The organism is Rhodococcus rhodnii NBRC 100604 (assembly GCF_001894925.1).
In the GTDB taxonomy this organism is placed as follows: Bacteria; Actinomycetota; Actinomycetes; order Mycobacteriales; family Mycobacteriaceae; genus Rhodococcus_F; species Rhodococcus_F rhodnii.
On record NZ_BCXD01000024.1, the window covers coordinates 63642 to 83695 of the forward strand.

Consider the following 20054-nt stretch of genomic DNA (forward strand, 5'->3'; position numbering starts at 1 on the left):
TCTCGATCGCGTGTGACCTGTGCCACCATCCTCGCACGGGCTCCGGCGGACGCGACTCGGCCGCCACGGCTCGTCGGTGCCGAGCACGTGTCGGGCCCGCGGCGTAGCCTTCGGGCACCGCGATCGGGGGATCGCGACGACACCGGGGGGGACCACATGCATCAGCCCATGCACGATCTGTTCGAGAACGGGATTCCGGCGCGCACAGCGGTATCGGGGCAACGTGTGAGATTCGACCGCGAGCGGTGGCTCGCGGCGCTCCCCGATCGGCGGATGTGGCCCGAGGAACTGGACGCGCTCGTGACCGACGGCCGGTGGGGAGTCGTCGACCGAACCAGCGTGTTCGAGATCGGGGCACGGACGGCGGCAGAGTGCGACGCGGACCCGTTCGCGGGGGTTCGGCTCTACGTCGCGGCGGCGGTGTGGGCGACGGGCCCGTCGGCACGCGACGTCACGCGCCGGATCCATGCGCTCCGGGCGCCGGACGTCACCGCCCGGCTGACCGCATCGCTCGAGATCCTGCGCGAGCGTGGGCCGGTCGACGCCTACACGGCGTCGATGCGCGGGGGCGTCGCGGCGGTGCCGTATCTCGGCGCGCCGCTGTTCACCAAGGTGCTCTACTTCGCCGACTTCGCGCCCGGGTCGGGCGGCGCCCTGATCCTCGATCGGCACGTCGTCGCGGGACTTCGCGACGTCGGCGCCGTCGAGTGGGCCGTCGACAAACCGTGGACCAGCGAGGACTACCGCACCTATCTCGCGCTCGCGGGGGTGACCGCGCGGGCGCACGCCACCGAGCCCGATGTCGTCGAGTACGTCGCGTCGCTGCGCGGCCGGCAGGTGTTCCGCGCCCTCAACGCCGCGGCGAGGGAGGCGCCCTCGTCGGATACGGTCGAATCGTGACCCTACTGGCCGAGGACCTGCTGCTGCTTCTGCTCGACGACGAGACCGGCGCGCCGTTGGTCGACGGCACCCGGATGCCGCGGGTGCTCGCGGGCGCCGTTCTGCTCGAGCTCGCACTGTCCGACGTCGTCACGCCCGCTGAGGACGGCGAGGACGTCAAGAAGGGACGGCTCGTGGTTCGCCGCGATCCCCCCGACGACGACGTGCTCGCGGATGCGGTGACGACGATCCGCGAACGCACGCCGATGAAGCCCCGGCCGGCGATCGAGCGGCTCGCCAAGAATCTCCAGCCGACGATCCTCGAACGGCTCGTGGACGCCGGGTGGGTGCGGGAGGAGCGCAGCCGCGTCCTCGGCGTGTTCCCTCGAACGCGCTGGCCCGAGGTGGACGGGACGCACGAACGTGAACTGCGCACCGAACTCCGGGCCGCGCTGATCGACGGACTCGATCCGCGCGAGCGCACGGCGGCGCTCGTCGCTCTGCTGTCGGCCGTCGGTGCCGCACCGAAGGTGTTTCCCGACGCGGACAAGAAGGCGCTCGAGCGGCGCGCCAAGGAGATCGCGCAGGGCAACTGGGCCGGCGAGGCCGTGCGGAAGGCCGTCGAGGCGATCGACGCCGCGGTCCTCGTCGCGGTCGTCGTTCCCGTGTGACGGGCAGGCCGTGAGTCAGCGAGCGCCGAGACGGCGGTAGCGCGCGTGGCGTGCCGCGCGACGTTCGGTGGCGGGAAGTGCGTCGAGGGCGGCCAGCTCGTGGGCGATCGCGGCGCCCACCCGTTTCACGAAGTCGACGGGTTCGGTTGCGGCATCGGGATTCTCGGGAATCACGGCATCGACGATGCCGTGACGCAGGAGCTCCGGCGCGGAGATTCCCTGTTCGTCCGCGAGTTGCGGCGCGTGCGCGGTGTCGCGGTACACGATCGCGCTCGCTCCCTCGGGCGGCAGCGGCGCGAGCCACGAGTTCTGTGCGGCCAGGACCCGGTCCGCAGCGAGGAACGCGAGGGCGCCGCCGCCCGTTCCCTGGCCGAGCAGCACGGCGACGGTCGGGGTGTCGAGCGTCACGAGATCGGAGATGCAGCGGGCGATCTCGGGGGCGAGGCCTTCCTCCTCGGCCTCACGTGAGAGCGCGGCACCGAGCGTGTCGATGACGAGCACGAGCGGCAGGCCGAGTTCCTCGGCGAGGTGCATTCCGCGCCGCGCGTCGCGCAGCGCACCCGGTCCCATCGTGTGCAGCATCGTCTGGCCGTCGCGATCCTGCCCGAGCAGCACGCACGGGGTGCCGCGGAGGCGCGCGAGCGAGAGCAGGACGGTCTTGTCGTCGCTGCCCTGTCCGGTGCCGCTGAGCGGCACCTGGGCCGTCGCCGCGTGACGCAACAGCAGACGTACGCCCGGCCGCTCCGGGCGGCGCGATGCCAGCACCGACTCCCACGCGGGCTCCGGATCGAACGCGTCGGCGTCCGTGATCGCCGAGACCGGGGCTGCATCGGGGGTCGGGGGATCGGCGAGGACGCGCAGCGCGCGATCCACCAGCAGCCGGACGCGTTCCGGTGGTACGACGCCGTCGATCACGCCGTAGCGGTAGAGGTTCTCGGCTGTCTGCACGCCGGGCGGGAACGGTTCGCCGTACAGCGCTTCGTAGACGCGTGGGCCCAGGAAGCCCACGAGCGCACCGGGTTCGGCGGCGGTGACGTGGGCGAGGGAACCCCACGACGCGAAGACGCCGCCCGTCGTCGGTCCCCGCAGGTACGCGAGGTAGGGGAGGCCCGCGTCGCGGTGCGCCGCGATGGCGGCGGAGATCGTGATCATCTGGACGAACGCGAGCGTTCCCTCCTGCATACGGGTCCCGCCCGAGGTGGGTGACGCGAGCAGCGGGAGCCGCGACGCCGTCGCGCGTTCGGTCGCGGCGGTGACGCGCTCGGCGGCGGCGACACCGATCGATCCGGCGAGGAACGCGAACTCGCACACGACGAGCGCGACGCGGCGGCCGCGTACGGTCCCTTCGCCCGTGACGACTGCCTCGTCGACGCCGGAGCGATCCTGTGCGCGCCCGAGTGCGTCGCGGTAGGCGGGTGAGGGGTTCACGTCCAGCGGTGGCTCGTCCCACGACTCGAAGGAGCCGGCATCGACGACGAGGTCGATGATGTCGCGAGCCTTCATGGTCTCCTCCTCACCTGTCGACGACGCTGTACCGCGTCCAGCCTAGGCGTCCACCGGCCGCGGGTGGCGGGCGATTCGGACAGCAGTACGCTCCTGCGCGAGGTGGGGAGTTCCTCGCCGCAGGCGATCTCGATGATGGGGGAATCGGTGACGAGTGTTCTGATCGTGCTGCTGATGCTGCTCGCCGTGGTGGCGGTGGTGGTCGCGGCGGTGGCGTTCACGCGCCGCGGTGAGGCGACGCAGGGAGCGGCGCGCACCGATCCGCTCGCGGACTATCCGGAGGTGTACGACCCGCTCGCGATCGGGGTGGGCGACATCGTCACGTACGCCGGGGTCGATCACGTCGTCCGCGGGACGATCACGATGAACGAGGAGGGGTTCGTGTGGCGCGAGCACCTGCTCGACGGGAAGACCGGGAAACGCTGGCTGACCGTCGAGGACGACGAAGGCGACATCGAGATGGCGCTGTGGATGCGGCGTGAGGGCACCGGCTTGCAGCCCGGTGGCGACGTCGTCCTCGACGACCGCGTGTACCGCGAGGTCGAGAGCGGTGCAGCACAGTTCACCGCCGAAGGGACGACCGGGACGGCCCCGTCCGGGACCGTCGACTACGCCGACTACCGGACCGCCGACGAGACCGGGATGCTCTCGTTCGAGCGTTGGGCGCGTACGCAGTCGTGGGAGGTGTCGACGGGTCGCGAGGTGTTGCGCGGCGAGCTCGTCGTCATCCACGCCGGCGGTCCCCGGACGTGACGCTGCATCGCCTGGCGATCGAGCCCCGCGACGTGGTGGCGGGTTCGCTCGGTCTCGTCGTGGGTACGTCGTCGGCGCGGCCGCTGGCGGAGGCGACGGTGACCGACGGCCGTGGTCGCCGGATCGTCCTCGGCGTGCTCGGTGCGTCGCACGTGGTTCGTGCCGGTGAGGTGCTCGAAGAGGTCTCGTGCGATGCCCTGGGGCTCGGCGGCGAGCCGCTGCCCGCCACCCGCCGGTCGGGGAACTACCGATTCGCGTCCGACGTCCGCCGCGCGGATTCCGCGGGATTCCGCAGGACAGCAGCGATGCTCCGCGACCGCGCCGCCGACGACGGCTGGTTGTGCGGTGTGTTCCCCGGCTGCGAGACCGCGCTCACCGCGCTGGCGGCGTCGTTCGGTGACGACGGATCGATGTACTGGCGGACATGGCATCTGTACCCGGACGGGTCGGGAGGCGAGATCGTGACGACAGCGAGCAGGGTCGGGGAGAGCAGGGAGGCGGCGTGAGGCGCATCGGTGTGGTGGCACTCGTGGTCGCGGCCTCGGTCTCGCTCGCCGCATGCAGCGGCGGCCCGCGGGGTTTCATCGAGCGGCAGTACTCGCTCGACAGTACGTCGGGTGATGTCACGACGTATTCGTCGCGAGATCCGGTGGGCACGACCGTCACCGACATCGTCGGCGAGGAGGAGCCGTCGGCACGCACCGCGGACGGCGGCAGCGAGTATCTGCGTTATCGCGACGACATCGTCACCGTCTCGCCTGCGGCGGGCGGCGGCAGTTCGATCCGGGTCGAGGACATCGACGGCACCTATCGCAGCGGCGGATTCGCCTATCTGGGGCCGGGATTCACGCCCGGCTCGCCGTCCGACGGCAACGCGGGAAGCGGCAGAACGGGCAGCGCGAAATGACAGGCGCTGCCGGCTTCCCGGCAACACACACAACCGAGGAGATCGAGTGAAGACCACTGTGCTCGCGGCCGCGACCGAGTTCGGCCGCGTCGACGTGGGAGTGCTCGGCCAGGGCGTGCTCGCGACGCTGGCCTACTTCGCCGTCGGGATGGCGGTGCTCGCGGGCGGCTTCCTCATGCTCGACGTCCTGACGCCCGGAAACCTTCGGCACCAGGTCTACGTCGACAAGAACCCCAATGCCGCCGTGATTCTCGGGGCGAATCATCTCGCCCTCGCGATCATCGTCTTCACCGCGATCTGGACGAGCGCCGACGGCTACGCGCAGGGGATCGTCGATTCGGCGGTCTACGGCTTCCTCGGCGTCGTGCTGCAGGCGATCGCGCTCGGCGTCATGAATCTCGTGCTGCCGGGCCGATTGGCGGAACTCGTCGACCAGCCGAGGATGTGCGGTGCGGCATGGGCCGTGGCGTCGACGCTGTTCTCGATCGGCATCGTCAACGCCGCAGCACTGTCTTGACCGTCGCGGTCACGGAGCCTGCGGCACAGCGGGCCGCATCACGGCCGCCGCTCTCGTCGCGGGGCCGAGTCGTGCTGCTCGCGGCCGTCGCAGCGTGCGCGGCGTGCGGGCTGATCTACGAACTCGCGCTGTTGACACTGTCGGCGAGCCTCGTGGGCGGTGGGATCACGCAGACGTCGATGATCGTCGCGGGCTACGTCGCGGCACTCGGCGTCGGCGCGCTCGTCGCGAAGCCCTTCGTGCCGCATGCCGCGGTGGCGTTCGTCGTGGTCGAGATCGCGCTTGGTCTGGTCGGCGGGTTCTGCGCCGCAGCGTTGTACGTGTCGTTCACCTTCCTCGGGTCCGCGACGGCGCTTCTCGTGGTCGGAACCGCCCTCATCGGTGTGCTCGTCGGCGCCGAGGTTCCGCTGCTCATGACGCTGTTGCAGACGGGACGGCGTGACGGCGCGGAGGAGTCGGGCAAGATCCTCGCGAATCTCAACGCAGCCGACTACGCGGGAGCGCTCGTCGGTGGTCTGCTGTGGCCGTTCCTGCTGCTGCCCGCCGTCGGCATGATCCGCGGTGCGGCGATCACGGGAATCGTCAACCTCGTGGCGGCGGCCGTCGTCGCACTAGTCCTGCTGCGCGGCTGGATCGGGGTGCGGACGCGCGCGGTCGCGGTGCTCGCGCTCGTCTCGGCTGCGGGACTGATCCTCGGCCTGCTCGTCGCGGCAGACGACATCGAAACGACGTCGCGCCAGCGCCTGTACACCGACCCGGTGATCGTCGCGGAGCGTTCGCAGTACCAGGAGATCGTCGTGACGCGCCGCGGCGACGACACGCGACTGTTCCTCGACGGCGATCTGCAGTTCTCGAGCGTCGACGAGCATCGCTACACCGAATCGCTGGTGTACCCGGCGTTGTCGGGTGGCCCCGAGCGCGTGCTGGTCCTCGGCGGTGGCGACGGACTCGCGGCCCGCGAGATCCTGCGGACCGGCGTCCGGGAGATCGTGCAGGTCGAACTCGACCCGGCCGTGATCGATCTCGCCGGCACGACGCTCGCCCCGCTCAACGGGGGGGGCGCTGCAGGATTCGCGGCTGACCGTGGTGGTCGCCGACGCCTTCGCCTGGCTGCGCGAGTATCGGGGTGCGGCGTTCGACGCCGTGATCGTCGATCTGCCCGACCCGGACACGCCTGCCCTCGGCCGGTTGTACTCCGCCGAGTTCTACGGCCTCGTCTCCTCGGCGCTGGCACCCGGAGGGCGGCTGGTCGTGCAGTCGGGGAGCCCGTACTCGACGCCGGATGCGTACTGGCGCACCGTGTCCACGGTGCGTTCGGTGGGGCTGTCCGTCACGCCCTACCACGTGTTCGTGCCCAGCTTCGGCGACTGGGGGTACACGCTCGCGAGGCACGGGGACCGTGCGCCCGAACTCTCGCTCGCACCGCAGACGCCTCCGCTCCGCTTCCTCGACGCGGACACGCTCGCCGCGGCCGCGATCTTCCCGCGCGATCGTCCGCCGCGCGAGCTGCCGCCCTCGACGCTGGACGCACCGCACATCGTCGACGACATGCGGCGCGGCTATCAGCGCTGAAACACACGAATCGAGCGCAGCGACACGCTGCGCCCGATTCGGTTGCGGGAGAGGGAGTGTCAGCGGCTGCCGACAGCCTCCCGCCACGAGACGACCTTGCCGATCCGCAGGATCGAGCGCTGGTAGATGCGGGCAGCGACCCAGCTCAGTGCGGCCGTGACGACGAGCATCAGCACGATCGTGCCCACGATCTGCAGCGGGCTCGCGACGCCGGCGGCGATGCGCAGCGGCATCATGATCGCGGAGAACGGCGGGATCCAGCTCAGCACGGTGCTCAGCGTGCCGTCGGGGTTGTCGACGGCGGCGAACGCCGAGAAGAACATCGCGAGGATGACGAACATGAGCGGCATCGACGTCGAGTTGATGTCCTCCTGACGCGACACCATCGAGCCTGCCGCCGCGTAGAGGACGGCGAAGAACGCGAAGCCGAGGACGAACCAGCCGATCGTCGAGAGCAGCACTCCCACCGCCGTTCCGGTGATCGTGAGCACGCCCGTCGCGAGGGCGGCACCGACGCCCGCGACGCCGTACATGACGAGCTGCAGCAGCCCGACGAGACCGATACCGAGCACCTTGCCCCACAACAACTGCAGTGGGCGGACGGTGGAGAGCAGCAGTTCGACGACGCGGCTCGACTTCTCCTCGACGACGCCCATCGCGACGTACATGCCGAATCCGAGGATCTGCATGTAGAGCACGATCACGACGGCGATCGAGAGCGCGATGCGCTGTCCCTGTTCGGGATCGGGCGGATCGAGGACCTCGGTGTTCACGGTGACGCCCGCGACCGCAGCGGCGACGGCCGCGGGATCGACACCCTCGGCCACCAGCGCCTGGTCCTGTGCGTACTGGCGCACCGCGGAGTCGATCACCATCGTGAGGCCCGAGTCGGGGGTGTCCTGCGAGACGATCGTGACCGCGCCGCCGGGTGCAGCGACGACGGCGGCGTCGATGTCGCCTGCCGCGACCCGGTCGCGTGCCGCCGCAGCGTCGGCGGAGTCGGAGACCTCGACGGGGACGCCGAGGGCGTCGCCGGTCGCGGTCAACGTCTGGCCGAGCGCGGGCTGCCCGACGAGGCCGAGCCTGCTGCTGGACGTGTCGTCGTCGCCCGAGAAGATCGACAGTGCGACGATGCCGCCGACGATCGCGAGCAGCACGATGACGTTGCTGACGACGAACGACTTCTTGACGACCTGGGTGCGGAACTCGCGGCGAGCGATCAGCGAGACCGCGCGCATACCCGAGACGGGCGTACTCATCCCGCCACCACCTCTCGGAACAGCTCGGTCAGCGACGGTCGCGCTGCCGAGAACTCGTGTACGGGACCTGTGTTCAGTGCGGCCTGGAGGACCTCTTGGTCGTCCGCCCCGGCATCGAGCTCGAGGATCGTCGCGCCGGAGTCGTGTCCGACGACGCGGACGCCGCCGATGCGCTCGGCCCACCCGTCGGGTGCCCCGGGTGCGACGACCCGCAGTCGGCTGGGTCCTTCGCTACGGAGTTCGTCGACGGTGCCCAGTGCGCGCATCCGTCCCTTGGCGATGATGCCGACGCGATCGCACAGGCGCTGAACGAGATCGAGCTGGTGGCTCGAGAAGATCACGGGAACGCCGGTCCGTGCCTTCTCGACGAGCACGTCGCTCATGACGTCGACCGCGACGGGATCGAGACCCGAGAACGGTTCGTCGAGAACGAGGACCGCGGGGTCGTGCACGAGGGCGGCCGCGAGCTGGACTCGCTGCTGGTTGCCCAGCGAGAGCGAATCGACCGTGTCACCGAGGCGCTCGGAGATGCCGAGGCGTTCGGTCCACGTCGCGACGGCGTCGCGGGCCTCGGTACGCGACAGGCCGTGCAGTTCGGCGAGATACGCGAGCTGCTGTCCCACTTTCATCTTCGGGTAGAGGCCGCGTTCCTCGGGCATGTATCCGATGGTGCGGCGCACGTCGAGGTCGATCACCTTGCCGCCCAGGCGTGCTTCACCCGAGTCGGCGGCGAGGACGCCGAGGACGATCCGCATCGTCGTCGTCTTGCCGGCGCCGTTCGAGCCGACGAAGCCGAACAGCTCGCCGGGGTTGACGTCGAAGGACATGTCGTCGAGTGCGACGACGTCGCCGTAGCGTTTGCTTATTCGGTCGATCGTGAGGATCTGGGACATCTGATTCCTGTCTCTCGGTCGGCAGCGAAGTCTCGGTCGAACTGTGGTGCGGCGCAGGTCAGATCACGTCGTCCTCCGGGTCGGGATGGTTCCAGGCGAGCAGCATCGCGGGAAGCATGCCGCCGAGCAACACGGCCGCGAGCATCCAGACGCCACACGCGTACGCGAGGTCGGGGCTGACGCTCTCGGCCGTCGCGGCGACGATGAGGACGAAGGTGGGGACGAGGCCGGCGAACTGCGTGACGGTGAGGCCGATCGACCGAGCGCTGTTGCGGCGGGCGATCTCCCACTCGTCGAGTGCGGCACGCGGTGCGTCGCCCTGGCGGCTCGACACGATCTGCAGCATCGTCCAGGCGCTGATGAACACGAGCGTCACGGGCAGGATCGGGAGCGCCCACACGGGGCCGGCGAGAGCGACGGCGAGGCCGCACAGCACGTAGATCGTCAGACCCGCACCCACCGTGACGACGAGCGCCCGCCGCCGGCCGAGGGTGCGCCACTTCGGGAGCATCGTGCTGTACTTCTCGTCGTTCTCGAGGAATCGGCGAGTGCGGTAGGCCTGGTAGCGGTCGATGATCGATCCGTCAGGCATCGGGATCGTCTCCTTCGGATCGGCGGGTGCGACGGCCCTCCGTGGCGCCGTACATTTCGGTGGAGAGGGGGGAGAACTCGGTGCGCGAGAAGACGGCTTCGACGGGAAGGCCGAACACGTCGCAGATCCGGAACGCGAGGTCGAGGCTCGGATAGTGGTCGCCGCGCTCGAGGGCGCCGACCGTCTGAGGGTTGACTTCGACCTGCTCGGCGAGCTGCGCGCGGCTCATCCCCCGTTCGGCGCGCAGGACGCCGATGCGGTTGTGGATGGGGAGGGTTACCCCCCGTTTGACCGGGCTCATGCAACGTAGTGTTGTGAAAACCCAACGACGTGTCAAGTTTTTCCGATGATTCGTCACAGCAGCCCTGCAACGCGAGAAGCCACCACGGCGTGATGCCGTGGTGGCTTCTCGGGCTTCTGTGGCTTCTCGGTGGAACCGGTCGGCCGTCAGGGGGTGGGTATGTCGGTCCTTCCGTCGCCGCGGCCACCGGTCGTGACCTCGGCGGACACATCGGCGGCGACGTCGTCCGCCCTGTCGGCGTCGATGGCGAGCTCGTCGTCCGTCTCGTACGGGTTGGCCTCGCCCGCCTCGTACGCCGCCGTCACCTCGGGCGCGCGGTCGGAGCGGCGCGCGAACCCGGTGTGGTTGAACAGCAGGTTGAGCAGGAACGCACTCACCGCGGTGAGGACGACGCCGTCGGAGACGATCGTCAGCGACCAGCTCGGGAAGTTCTGGAACATGTCGGGCATGAACTTCGGGAGCAGGCCCAGCCCGACGGCGAGTGCGACGATCGTCGCATTCACGTTGTCGTGCAGGTTCGCTCGACGCAGCGCCTGGACGCCGACGACCGCGATCGTCGCGAAGAGCACGAGCGAGACACCACCGATGATCGGCGGCGGCAACGCCGCGACGGCCGCGCCCATCTTCGGGATGAGGCTGAGGATCACGAGGATGAGGCCCGCGACGGCCGTGACGTACCGGCTGTAGATCCTGGTCGTCCGGACGGCGCCGACGTTCTGGTTGAAGACGGTGTCGGCGAAGCCGTTCATGATGCCGCCGAGCACACCCGACAGGCCGTCCGCCGCGAGGCCACGCGCGATGTCACCGCGGGTGACCTTCTTGCCGGTGATCTCGGCGAGGGCCATCATCGACGACAGCGACTCGGCGAAGATCACCATCATCACGATCGAGCACGAGATGACACCGGCGATCGGGAACTGCGGCGGTCCGAAGTGGAACGGGGTGACGACGCCGAACCAGTCCTCACCCGCCATGGCGCCGAAGTCGAGCAGGCCGAGCGGGATCGCGACGAGCAGCCCGCCGACGAGCGCGACGAGAATGCCGGCCTGCGACCAGAATCCCTTCGCGACGCAGATGAAGCCGATCGCGATGACCATCACGATGCCGGCGAGCGCGAGATTCCTGAGGTCGCCGTACTCGCTCGACGTCGGGTCCTGGCCGACGATCGATCCGCCCGCGACGCTGATGAGCGAGATGCCGATGACGACGAGCACCGACCCCGTCACGAGGGGCGGGAAGTACTTGATGACCTTCGCGAACGGCCAGGCCATGATGAGGCCGAAGACACCACCGGCGAGCATCGACCCGTAGACGGCCTGCATGCCGTACTCCTGGCCGATGAGGATCAGCGGGGTGAGCTGCACGAACGTCGCACCCGCGATGACGGGCAGCCGCACGCCGAAGATCTTGCCGACGCCGAGGCTCTGGATGATCGTGATGATGCCGGCGACGAGGAGGTCAGCGTTGATGAGCATCGCGACCGTGTGCTGGTCGAGGCCGAGTGCTGCACCGAACGCGAGCGGGACGGCGACGCAGCCCGCGTACATGATGAGCACGTGCTGCAGGCCGAAGGTGGCCATCTTGGGCCACGGCAACAGCTGATCCACCGCCTTCGCGGTGCTGCGATTCGTCATCGGACGGTTCCTTCGGTGAGGAGGGAGGCGGGGTGATCGTCCGCGGCGCTGCGGGCGACATCGGCTTCGGTGGCGTGGGACGCGGTGTCGGGACGGACCGCGTCACGCGACGGGTCGTACCTGTCGAACGTGTGCACCTCGGTCGATTCGAATCGGCGGAAGTCGGCGACGAACTCGTCGGCGTGTTCGAGGAACGCGCCGCGGGAGATCGTCGAGGCGAGCCTGCCCAGCCCGGCGGTGATGCCGGACAACTGATGGCCCGCGACGCCCATGCTCGCGCGGGCGCCCACCGAGAGGTGGAACAGGCGCGAGATCCAGGGCGCGGCCGCCTCGTCCTTCGGGGTGAACTCGAAGCCACCGCCGAGGTAGGGGCACGGACCGACACCCGTTCCCTTCGCGGGTGCGTGACGATCCTCCCAGAGGGCGATGTCGTCGACGAACTCGGCCAGCTCGGGACGTCGTCGCAGGTCGGTGACGTAGCCGGTCGCGGCGACGAGGAAGTCGACGTCGTGAGTTCCCTTGGGGGTCGTGATGCGCAGCCGGCCGTCCGGGAGGGCCTCGACGGCGGTGAACGGTGCGCCGAGTTCGAGCGTGAAGTTGTCGAAGTCGCGGCAGCGCCACACGCCGAGCTGCGTCGGCGGCTGCGGAAGCCCTCCGCTGTACATCGTGAACGCGAACTTCTGTTCGTCGCTCCAGTCGTAGAAGTGGTTCTGGAAGCCCGCGAACTCCATCCACCGCAGCGGGTTCTGCGTCGGAACGCTCTCGCGTCGCGCGAAGACGGTGACGTCGGCGGCGCCGGCCTCGAGGGCGCACGCGGCGTTGTCCCATCCGCTCGCGCCCGCACCGAGTACGCCGACCGACTTGCCGGCGAGGGCTCCGAAGTCGATGTCGTCTGCACTGTGGGCCCACAGTTCGCGCGGCAGAGCGCTCACGAAGTCCGGCACCGACGTGGCGCCTGCGCCGTCGAGACCCGGGGCGAAGATCACACGGCGGGCGGTGACCGTCTCGGTCCGCCCGTCCGTCGCGAGGTCGACCGTGAACGGTCCGTCGGGGTCGGTGGGGCGATGGACCCCGGTCACCTCGGTGTCGCACTGGACGGGGAGGTCCGCGACCTCGCGGTACCAGTCGAGGTACTCGGCCCAGTCGAGACGCGGAACGAAGGTGATCGACTCCCACGCCTGCGCGCCGTACTTCGCCTCGAACCACGAGCGCACCGACAGGGAGGGGACGTCCAGTTCGATTCCGCGCATCCACTTGGGGCTGCGGAGCGTGTGCATGCGTGCGTACGAACGCCACGGGCCGGCCTGGGTGCGCGGGTTGCGGTCGACGACCAGGACCCGGGGGATGCGCTCGCGTTGCAGCGCGAACGCAGCCGACAGTCCGGCGTGACCACCGCCGACGATCAGCACTTCGTAGTCCGTGCCGGGCGTCTGCGGAACCCACCAGCGCGGCGAGTTCCCGGTGGTCTCGAGGTCGCGCCGCACGCGCTCGTTCAGTGCGGCGAGACCGGTCGGGGCAGTCATCAGCAGAGGTCCTCCATCAGCGGGGAAGCTGTCGGGAAACTGTCTACAGACGGCAAACTACAACTGGATGAAGTCGTGTGACGGCCGCGTTAACAGCCGAAATCCGCGGATACGGTGAACGACATGATCGTGCAAGAGAGCCTGGTGAGCCTCGCAGCGTCCAGTGTCGAGAAGATGATCCTCACCGGCGTCCTGACGCCCGGTCAGCGCATCACCGAACCCGGACTGGCCGAGCAACTCGGCATCAGCCGGCCGCCGCTGCGTGAGGCGCTGCGCGTGCTCGCCGGCCACGGGCTCCTCGAACAGGTGCCCCGGCGCGGCTACCGCGTCATCGATCCGTCCGACGAGGATCTCGACGAGATCTTCACGCTCCGGCACGCCCTCGAATCCTTCGCGTTCGATCTCGTGGCGGCCCCCGGCGCGGGAGTCGCCGATCTCGGTCCGGTCGACGGCGCGCTCGGCAGGATGCACGACGCCGCGCGAGGGGGAGACGCGGCCGAGTTCGCCGCCGCGAATCGGGCGTTCCACCTCGAGATGGTGCGCGCCGCCGGCCACTCGCGCCTCACCGACACCTACGAGCGGCTGCTGACGCAGATGCAGATCGGGATGGCCCGCGACATCCAGGGCGAGGCCGAGACGCGGGGCGAACTCACCAGCGCGTACGAGCGTCACGCCGCCCTGCTCGAGGCGCTCCGGACCGGCGATCGCGAGCGGATCCGTGTCGCTCATCACGCCCATGGATCGCGTCCGGTGACCTGCTCGCAGCTCACCGCATGAGGTGAGGGTTGGCTACCTCGTGCCCGCTACGACGCGAGTGGCAAACTGGGGCGTTGTAGTGCCGCAGCCCCGGCAGGAGAAAGGTCAGAACTGACGTGACGTACACGATCGCCGAGCCCTGTGTCGATGTCCTGGACAAGGCGTGCATCGAGGAGTGTCCGGTCGACTGCATCTACGAGGGCGGGCGCATGCTCTACATCCACCCGGACGAGTGCGTCGACTGCGGGGCGTGCGAGCCGGTGTGCCCCGTCGAAGCGATCTTCTACGAGGACGACGTCCCCGATGAGTGGGTCGAATACACGAAGGCGAACGCCGACTTCTTCGACGAGATCGGGTCGCCCGGCGGTGCCGCGAAGGTCGGCAAGGTCGACTACGACCCGCCGCTCGTCAAGAACCTGCCGCCGATGGGCGAAGAGGAGTAACAGCCGCGGCACCTGCCGCGCCTTCACGACGCCGACGGAGCATTGCTCCGTCGGCGTACTCGTCGGTATGTGCGTGTTCTGGAAAAGCCGAGGTCGAGGTGCGATTTCATAGCACCGCGCCGCGATTTCCACCAGTTGCACTTCGGTAACGATGGCTGTTGCCGTCTCCGTACCATGCCGCGCCCTCCCTGCCCTGTCTCATGCTGAACCGACGTGGGCCTCCGGAGTTGTCGCACGGAATCTCATGGGTGTAATTCGCTCTGCTGCAACAGAGTTCGTGTGCGCACCCTCCGGTCCCGCGGTTCGTGTCCGCGGTTCTCCGCGCACGAAATCTCGTGACGGCGTGATGAGGAGGATGCGTGAGCCGGTTCGTCTCGAAGGCGCGGTCGGTCTGCCTGACCGTGCTGACCAGCTTGCTGGTGATGACCGCCGGTCCGGCGGCGCTCGCCCAGCCGACCACGACGCCACCGGCCGCTCCCACGACCCAGCCGACTGCTCCGGCGACTCAGCCGGCGCCACCCGAACTGCCGACCACGACGCCGCCGCCCACGACTCCCGAGACGACCGCGCCGGAGACGACTCCGCCGGAGACCACGGTGCCCACGACGGAGACGGAGGCTCCACCGCCCGGTGCCCCCCGCGCGCCCCTGTCGTGTCTGATGCTCTATTCGATCGACAACAACGCGGGCTACGTGCAGCAGATCGATCCCGAGACGGGCGCGTACACCGATGCATTCCCGATCGACGCGACGACGTCGAACAACAATCAGCTCGGCATCAGTACCGACGGTCGCTACGCGATCTACACCTCACGCCCGAGTTCGTCGGCCACCAGTCCGAAGACGATCTATCGGTACGACACCCAGACCGGCGAGACGACGAGCACTCCGGCGTCGAATGCCGTCATCCACACGCACGGCGCGATCAATCCTGCCAACGGTCTCTTCTACTACGGCGGTCGCGCAGCCTCCGGAGGGACGATCGACGTCGCCGCATACGATCCCGAGACCGGCACCGACCTCGGCCTCGTCATGCAGGTGACCGTTCCCGACACCGATGCGCGAGGCGATCAGAACGGTGATCTCGCGTTCGACTCGCACGGCAACATGTACGTCGTCCTCGCCTCCAGCTCCCAAGGGGCCGTCTACAGCGTTGCCGGCCCGGTGCCGTCGTCGGGGCCTGCCCAGCCGCTCGAGGCGACGCGGATCACGGAACGCACATCGGCCTTCGCATCGGCCGACTCGATCGCGTTCAACCCCTTCGGCTACCTGTACGTCGGACAGGGAACGTCGCTCGTCGTCATCGACCCGAGAAGCGGGGAGGCGGTGGATACGCACAGGACGACCGAGATGACGGACATGGCGTCGTGCTCGACACCGAGCTCGATCGCGGTGTTCAAGAATCTGCCCGCGGGCCGGTTCGATCCCGACGATCAGTTCACCCTCGAGATCAGCGGCGACGGGCTGTCGGAGAACGTCACCGAGACGACCGCCGGAGACGGGATCGGCATCCAGGATCAGCAGATCGCCCCGCACATCGTGCTCGGCGGCGACGTCGTCACGGTGACGGAGACCGCCGCCGGCGACACCGACTTCGCGAACTATCAGACGACGTGGGAATGCATCAACGCGCGTGACGGGACGGTACTCGCGTCGGGCGACAGTCCGCAGGGTGGGCAGGTACAGATACCGACGGTGCCCGTCACCGGAACGAACGTCGAGTGCACTTTCACGAACACACCGCTCACAGTAGCGAGCATCGCACTCGAGAAGACGGCGACGCCGACCGTCATGAGCACGGTCGGCGAGGTGATCAGCTACGAGTTCGTGGTGACGAACACGGGTCGTTCACCGGTCGCGAACGTCAGGGTGGAGGAGCGGGACTGGAACGGTAGCGGGCCCATGTCGGTGATCGCCTGCCCGGCCGAGACGTTGCCGTCCGGGGCCTCGCTGACGTGTACCGCGAGTTACGTCGTGCAGCAGGGCGATCTCGATCGTGGCCTGATCCACAACGAGGCCCAGGCGTTGGGAGATTCGCGTGCGGGACAGGTGGTGTCGAACCTCGACGATGCCGATGTGGTGGCTACACGTGCGCCCAACATCGCGCTGGTCAAGGTGGCCGATCCGCCGACGATGAGCACCGTCGGCGAGACGATCGACTACGAGTTCCGCGTCACGAACACCGGCAACACGACCTTGACCGACGTCGGTATTGACGAGGTCGAGTGGACGGGTAGCGGACAGCTGTCGGCCATCGTCTGTCCGCCGGAGGCGGCGTCGGTCGCGCCGGGCGATTCGGTGACCTGCACAGCGACGTATCAAGTGCAGCAGGGCGACCTGGATCGCGGTTCCATCTACAACGTCGCGACGTCGACCGGTACGCCGCCGGGGATGGATCCGATCACCTCGAACGAGGCCGATGCTCTCGTGACGGGTGAGCCGAACGCGGACATCGCCCTGGTGAAGACCGGAGCGCCGGTCTCGGGGCTGCGCGAGGGCGACACGGTGAACTACAGCTTCGAGGTCACCAACACCGGCAACACGACGCTCACGAACGTGCGTGTCGAGGAGACCTTCTTCTCCGGCTCGGGGCAGATGTCCGAGATCGTCTGTCCGGACACGCCGCTGGAGCCCGGCGACTCGCTGACGTGTACGGCGACGTACGTCATCACGGCGCAGGACGTCGAGGCCGGCTCCGTCACGAACACGGCTGTGGCATACGGAGATCCGCCCGAGGGTGATCCGGTCGAGTCGTCTCCGTCGACCGTCGTGGTGACGACCGTCAAGGATGGTGACGACTGCTGCATCGAGATCATCGTGCCGCCGATCATCATCCCGCCGGGCATCACGCCTCCCGGTCCTCCCGGGCCTCCCGGGACGCCGGGGACGCCGGGCACGCCGGGCGCACCGGGAACGCCGGGTGGCCCAGGCGGGCAGGGCGGTTCGCAGCAAGGCGGTCAGGGTGGCCAGAGCGGTCAGGGCCAGGGCGGTCAGGGGCAGGGCGGCCAGGGTAGCCCGGCTGCACCCGGTGGCCAGGGCGGTCAGAGCCCGCAGACGACCCGCGGCGGACTCGGCGGGCTGATCGACTCCGGTCTCGGGGCCGACGCCGAGAATCGCGGCCGCAACATCGGCCTCGTGGTCGCCGGCCTCGCGCTCCTGATCGCCGCTGCTGTCGCGAGTATCGTGGTCTGGAGACGGCGCCACTGACAGGGAAGCCGACGATGTCCCGCGAGAAGCGTTCCCACCCCGCGACGACGACGGCGCTGCTGGTGCTGATGGTCGCCGTCGCGGCGGTGGGAGGGTTCCTGGTAGTCCAGGGATTCCGGGGCGCCGAGTTACCCGGCTCGGACATCCTGGGCGGCGGTCCGTCGGGGCCGGCGGGAGCTCCGATGCCCACCGAGACGTTCGCGCTCGCGCCCGGTGCCGTGACGGACCCGTCCGACGAGCCCGTCGCCGTTGCCGCCGAGAGCGTCGTGATTCCGTCGCTCGGGATCGATGCGTCGTTGCGGCCCAACGAGATCGACGCCTCGGGGCTGCTGGTGATCCCCGAGGACGTCGCACAGGTGACGTACTGGACCGAGTCGGCGCCCATCGCGTCGCCGACCGGCGCGGTACTCGTCGCCGGCCACGTCGACAGCCGAGATCGCGGCGCCGGCGCGCTCTTCGAGCTGCATCGGGTGAGCCCCGGTGCTGCGATCCACCTGAATCACGGCGGCGTGACGACACGATGGAAGGTCGTCGGCATGGAGACGATCGTCAAAGAAGCCCTGCCGCAAGACATCTTCCGGGGCGACCAGGGGGCCCGCGAGCTCTATCTCGTCACGTGCGGCGGTGAGGTGGTCCAGGATGCTGCCGGACGGAACACCTACAGCGACAACGTGATCGTCACCGCGGTTCCGTACTGATCGCGCGCGCATACCGCGTGCCCGCCGCCAGCAGCAGCAGCCCGGCACCGAGAAACGCGAGGACACGGAACATCCCGTCGAGCGTGGCGAGGTCGAACAGGAACAGTTTGGCCAGGGCGACGGCAGCGACGGACAACCCCGCACCGAGCATCAGGCGAGCCCGCTGCGGCCGCGTCGCGCTCCACCGGAGCAGCACCGTCGCGAGCACCACCCACACCAGGGTGGCGACGCAGTGGCCGGCGACGAATCCGACTCCGGTCCCGAACGACGCGACACCCGTCGTCACGATGGCCGTCGTCACCCCGTGGAGCGCCACGAGGCCGCAGATGATCCACGCCGCATCCGTGTTTCGGTCGTCGATCAGGCCCAAGCCGCTCGCGTTCCGTACGACGAGTACCGCGAGGGCGGCGAGTACGAGGCCCGCCGCGACGACGGCGAACGGTGCGGCCACCGTGTGCGCCGAGAGCAGGAGTTCGGGCGGTGCGGCGTCGACGAAGACCAGTGTTCCCACCGCGCCGAACGCTGTGCCGCACGCGAAGGCGACGCGCGAGTGCATCCGTCCCGCAGCGGCGACGAGGGCGACAGCGAGCGCGAGGAGGACGACCGGCAGCAGGTCTCCGGGCGTCGCGCTCACGGCCGCCTGCAGGGCGGCGATCGTGGCGACGGCCGACAGCGTCGCGCGGGTGTGCACCGGCAGACCGGGAACGACACGGACCACCGCGAGCACCACGGCCGCGAGCGCCGCCAGTGCGGCGACCTCGCTCCAACGCGGCAGCACGGACCCGATCAGCAGGAGCGGCAGCAACGAGAACGCGAGCATGACGGTGTCGACCGCGGAACCGGAGGCGCGTCGCACCAGGTACACGGCCGAACCGCCGCCCGCGACGGCCACCGCGATCGCGAAGCCCAGCAGCGTCGCCTGCGTGCGCGTACCGGCCACATCTCCCAGGCTGTTCACGAGAACCACCGACAGTGCGATCACGACCGGCACGGTGCGCGCGACGTGCAGATACGGCCAGTCGCGGTCCCACTGCGGAGCGAACGCCGCCACCTGGAGCAGCAACAGGAACGCGACGAGGGCCACCGTGATGCCGCCCGTCAACACCGGTGCCAGGACGGCGACCGCGACGATCGTGAGGGCCGCCATCGGTTGCGAGTCCCAGCGCACCGCGACGGCCATGCCGGTCGCGGCCACGGCAGCAGCCAGAGCGAGACCCAGGGCAGGCGGGAACCAGCCGTAGTACGTCGTCGCGGCGAGGACGTCGAGGAACCCGCCCGCGAGACCGGTACCCACGAGCGCGACGCCGCCCACCTCACCGCCTGCGCGGCGGTGCACACGCAACCCCGCACCGACCAGGGCCACTGCGACCACCGCGCCTGACGCCACGCGCGCGACCGGACCGAAGAAGCCGGCCTGCGCGGCGAGGACGAGCAGCATGACGACGCCGATCAGCGTGACGGTCGCCCCCGCCGCCGCCAGTATGCGGCTGATCGCGCCGTCGCGCCGCCACCACGGTTCGCGACGCGGAACGGGCGAGGCGGGTGGATAGGGGGCAGGAGGATGGGGAGAAGGGGGATACGACGGTGGCGGTGCCGCGTACGGTGCCCACGGTTGCCCCGGCCGCTGCTGCTGCGGTGCCGGTGGTGGCGGGGGCGGAAAACCTTGGGGTGTGCCGTAACTCGGAGCCTGCGGTGCTGGAGCAGGAACGGCTGCTGCGGAGGCTTCGAGCTGCGTCCGGAGCCATGTCAGGTCGTCGGCGACGGAACGCATGTGCCGATCGAGCGCGACGAACTCACCGGAGAGCCGAGCGACGGCCTGCGGATCGATCGAGCGAACACCGTGATTGTCCATGCCTTCAGCATCGACGGCCGGTCGCCGCCGGACATGAGTAGTACTACTCGATCGGGGCAGGTGTTTTCGTTGCCGGTCCGAGTAACGGTCCTTAC

18 protein-coding genes and 1 pseudogene are annotated in these 20054 nt (G+C 69.4%); 11 read left to right on the forward strand and 8 right to left on the reverse strand.

Going from position 1 to position 20054, the window contains the following annotated elements:
- Positions 1-156: 156 nt before the first annotated feature.
- Together RR1_RS16565 and RR1_RS16570 are read left to right on the forward strand one after the other, a co-directional pair.
- Complete coding sequence (locus tag RR1_RS16565; protein ID WP_051111046.1) at positions 157-900, forward strand: 8-oxoguanine DNA glycosylase OGG fold protein; 744 nt, start codon at positions 157-159, stop codon at positions 898-900.
- The gene (locus RR1_RS16570) at positions 897-1550 is read left to right on the forward strand and encodes a GOLPH3/VPS74 family protein (RefSeq protein ID WP_010836878.1); all 654 of its coding nucleotides are present in this window, start codon (positions 897-899) and stop codon (positions 1548-1550) included. The genes RR1_RS16565 and RR1_RS16570 overlap by 4 nt, the downstream gene beginning before the upstream one ends.
- 15 nt (positions 1551-1565) lie before the next feature.
- Here RR1_RS16570 and RR1_RS16575 read toward each other — a convergent pair whose 3' ends face one another.
- The gene (locus RR1_RS16575; RefSeq protein WP_010836877.1) at positions 1566-3053 is read right to left on the reverse strand and encodes a carboxyl transferase domain-containing protein; all 1488 of its coding nucleotides are present in this window, start codon (positions 3051-3053) and stop codon (positions 1566-1568) included.
- Positions 3054-3188: 135 nt separating this feature from the next.
- Between RR1_RS16575 and RR1_RS16580 the strand changes: the two genes are divergently transcribed.
- The 5 genes and pseudogenes from RR1_RS16580 to RR1_RS16600 all read left to right on the forward strand — a co-directional run bounded on the left by RR1_RS16580 (position 3189) and on the right by RR1_RS16600 (position 6802).
- Positions 3189-3806: a DUF4178 domain-containing protein gene (locus tag RR1_RS16580; RefSeq protein ID WP_051111047.1), complete on the forward strand. Its 618-nt coding sequence runs from the start codon at positions 3189-3191 to the stop codon at positions 3804-3806.
- Positions 3803-4312: a DUF2617 family protein gene (locus RR1_RS16585; RefSeq protein WP_010836875.1), complete on the forward strand. Its 510-nt coding sequence runs from the start codon at positions 3803-3805 to the stop codon at positions 4310-4312. The genes RR1_RS16580 and RR1_RS16585 overlap by 4 nt, the downstream gene beginning before the upstream one ends.
- Positions 4309-4713, forward strand: a complete 405-nt coding sequence (locus RR1_RS16590; protein WP_010836874.1) for a DUF4247 domain-containing protein — start codon at positions 4309-4311, stop codon at positions 4711-4713. The genes RR1_RS16585 and RR1_RS16590 overlap by 4 nt, the downstream gene beginning before the upstream one ends.
- A 46-nt stretch (positions 4714-4759) precedes the next feature.
- Positions 4760-5230: a DUF350 domain-containing protein gene (locus RR1_RS16595; RefSeq protein WP_010836873.1), complete on the forward strand. Its 471-nt coding sequence runs from the start codon at positions 4760-4762 to the stop codon at positions 5228-5230.
- A pseudogene (locus RR1_RS16600) lies at positions 5227-6802 on the forward strand (polyamine aminopropyltransferase). The gene RR1_RS16595 and the pseudogene RR1_RS16600 overlap by 4 nt, the downstream one beginning before the upstream one ends.
- Before the next feature lie 59 nt (positions 6803-6861).
- On the opposite strand, the gene RR1_RS16605 reads toward RR1_RS16600, so the two are convergent.
- The 6 genes from RR1_RS16605 to RR1_RS16630 all read right to left on the reverse strand — a co-directional run bounded on the left by RR1_RS16605 (position 6862) and on the right by RR1_RS16630 (position 13004).
- On the reverse strand, positions 6862-8061 hold the full coding sequence (locus RR1_RS16605; RefSeq protein ID WP_040772262.1) for an ABC transporter permease: 1200 nt from the start codon (positions 8059-8061) through the stop codon (positions 6862-6864).
- On the reverse strand, positions 8058-8954 hold the full coding sequence (locus RR1_RS16610; protein WP_010836870.1) for an ABC transporter ATP-binding protein: 897 nt from the start codon (positions 8952-8954) through the stop codon (positions 8058-8060). Before RR1_RS16610 ends, RR1_RS16605 begins: the two co-directional genes overlap by 4 nt.
- A gap of 58 nt (positions 8955-9012) precedes the next feature.
- On the reverse strand, positions 9013-9546 hold the full coding sequence (locus RR1_RS16615) for a hypothetical protein (RefSeq protein ID WP_010836869.1): 534 nt from the start codon (positions 9544-9546) through the stop codon (positions 9013-9015).
- Positions 9539-9847: a helix-turn-helix transcriptional regulator gene (locus tag RR1_RS16620; protein ID WP_010836868.1), complete on the reverse strand. Its 309-nt coding sequence runs from the start codon at positions 9845-9847 to the stop codon at positions 9539-9541. The genes RR1_RS16615 and RR1_RS16620 overlap by 8 nt, the downstream gene beginning before the upstream one ends.
- Before the next feature lie 146 nt (positions 9848-9993).
- Entirely contained in the window at positions 9994-11481 is a 1488-nt protein-coding gene (locus RR1_RS16625; protein ID WP_010836867.1) for a uracil-xanthine permease family protein, read from the reverse strand.
- Complete coding sequence (locus RR1_RS16630) at positions 11478-13004, reverse strand: FAD-dependent oxidoreductase (RefSeq protein WP_010836866.1); 1527 nt, start codon at positions 13002-13004, stop codon at positions 11478-11480. The genes RR1_RS16625 and RR1_RS16630 overlap by 4 nt, the downstream gene beginning before the upstream one ends.
- A 123-nt stretch (positions 13005-13127) precedes the next feature.
- Here RR1_RS16630 and RR1_RS16635 point away from each other — a divergent pair, with 123 nt between their 5' ends.
- The 4 genes from RR1_RS16635 to RR1_RS16665 all read left to right on the forward strand — a co-directional run bounded on the left by RR1_RS16635 (position 13128) and on the right by RR1_RS16665 (position 18107).
- Entirely contained in the window at positions 13128-13781 is a 654-nt protein-coding gene (locus tag RR1_RS16635) for a GntR family transcriptional regulator (protein ID WP_040772271.1), read from the forward strand.
- A 95-nt stretch (positions 13782-13876) separates the two neighbouring features.
- On the forward strand, positions 13877-14203 hold the full coding sequence (gene fdxA, locus RR1_RS16640) for a ferredoxin (protein WP_010836864.1): 327 nt from the start codon (positions 13877-13879) through the stop codon (positions 14201-14203).
- Between the two features lie 359 nt (positions 14204-14562).
- Positions 14563-17409, forward strand: coding sequence for a CLIPPER-2 domain-containing protein (locus RR1_RS22355; RefSeq protein WP_010836863.1), 2847 nt, complete (start codon positions 14563-14565; stop codon positions 17407-17409).
- A 14-nt stretch (positions 17410-17423) separates the two neighbouring features.
- Positions 17424-18107, forward strand: a complete 684-nt coding sequence (locus tag RR1_RS16665; protein ID WP_010836862.1) for a class F sortase — start codon at positions 17424-17426, stop codon at positions 18105-18107.
- Here the strand turns inward: RR1_RS16665 and RR1_RS16670 are convergent.
- Positions 18088-19959, reverse strand: coding sequence for a DUF2339 domain-containing protein (locus tag RR1_RS16670; RefSeq protein ID WP_072713654.1), 1872 nt, complete (start codon positions 19957-19959; stop codon positions 18088-18090). The genes RR1_RS16665 and RR1_RS16670 overlap by 20 nt on opposite strands.
- Positions 19960-20054: the final 95 nt, after the last annotated feature.

What these genes read in the sequence shown, in the direction of transcription:
- RR1_RS16565 (WP_051111046.1), top strand. Translation starts at nt 157, where the DNA reads ATGCATCAGCCCATGCACGATCTGTTCGAGAACGGGATTCCGGCGCGC.
- RR1_RS16575 (WP_010836877.1), bottom strand. Translation starts at nt 3,053, where the DNA reads ATGAAGGCTCGCGACATCATCGACCTCGTCGTCGATGCCGGCTCCTTC.
- RR1_RS16580 (WP_051111047.1), top strand. Translation starts at nt 3,189, where the DNA reads ATGGGGGAATCGGTGACGAGTGTTCTGATCGTGCTGCTGATGCTGCTC.
- RR1_RS16605 (WP_040772262.1), bottom strand. Translation starts at nt 8,061, where the DNA reads ATGAGTACGCCCGTCTCGGGTATGCGCGCGGTCTCGCTGATCGCTCGC.
- RR1_RS16610 (WP_010836870.1), bottom strand. Translation starts at nt 8,954, where the DNA reads ATGTCCCAGATCCTCACGATCGACCGAATAAGCAAACGCTACGGCGAC.
- RR1_RS16615 (WP_010836869.1), bottom strand. Translation starts at nt 9,546, where the DNA reads ATGCCTGACGGATCGATCATCGACCGCTACCAGGCCTACCGCACTCGC.
- RR1_RS16620 (WP_010836868.1), bottom strand. Translation starts at nt 9,847, where the DNA reads ATGAGCCCGGTCAAACGGGGGGTAACCCTCCCCATCCACAACCGCATC.
- RR1_RS16625 (WP_010836867.1), bottom strand. Translation starts at nt 11,481, where the DNA reads ATGACGAATCGCAGCACCGCGAAGGCGGTGGATCAGCTGTTGCCGTGG.
- RR1_RS16630 (WP_010836866.1), bottom strand. Translation starts at nt 13,004, where the DNA reads ATGACTGCCCCGACCGGTCTCGCCGCACTGAACGAGCGCGTGCGGCGC.
- RR1_RS16635 (WP_040772271.1), top strand. Translation starts at nt 13,128, where the DNA reads ATGATCGTGCAAGAGAGCCTGGTGAGCCTCGCAGCGTCCAGTGTCGAG.
- RR1_RS16665 (WP_010836862.1), top strand. Translation starts at nt 17,424, where the DNA reads ATGTCCCGCGAGAAGCGTTCCCACCCCGCGACGACGACGGCGCTGCTG.
- RR1_RS16670 (WP_072713654.1), bottom strand. Translation starts at nt 19,959, where the DNA reads ATGGACAATCACGGTGTTCGCTCGATCGATCCGCAGGCCGTCGCTCGG.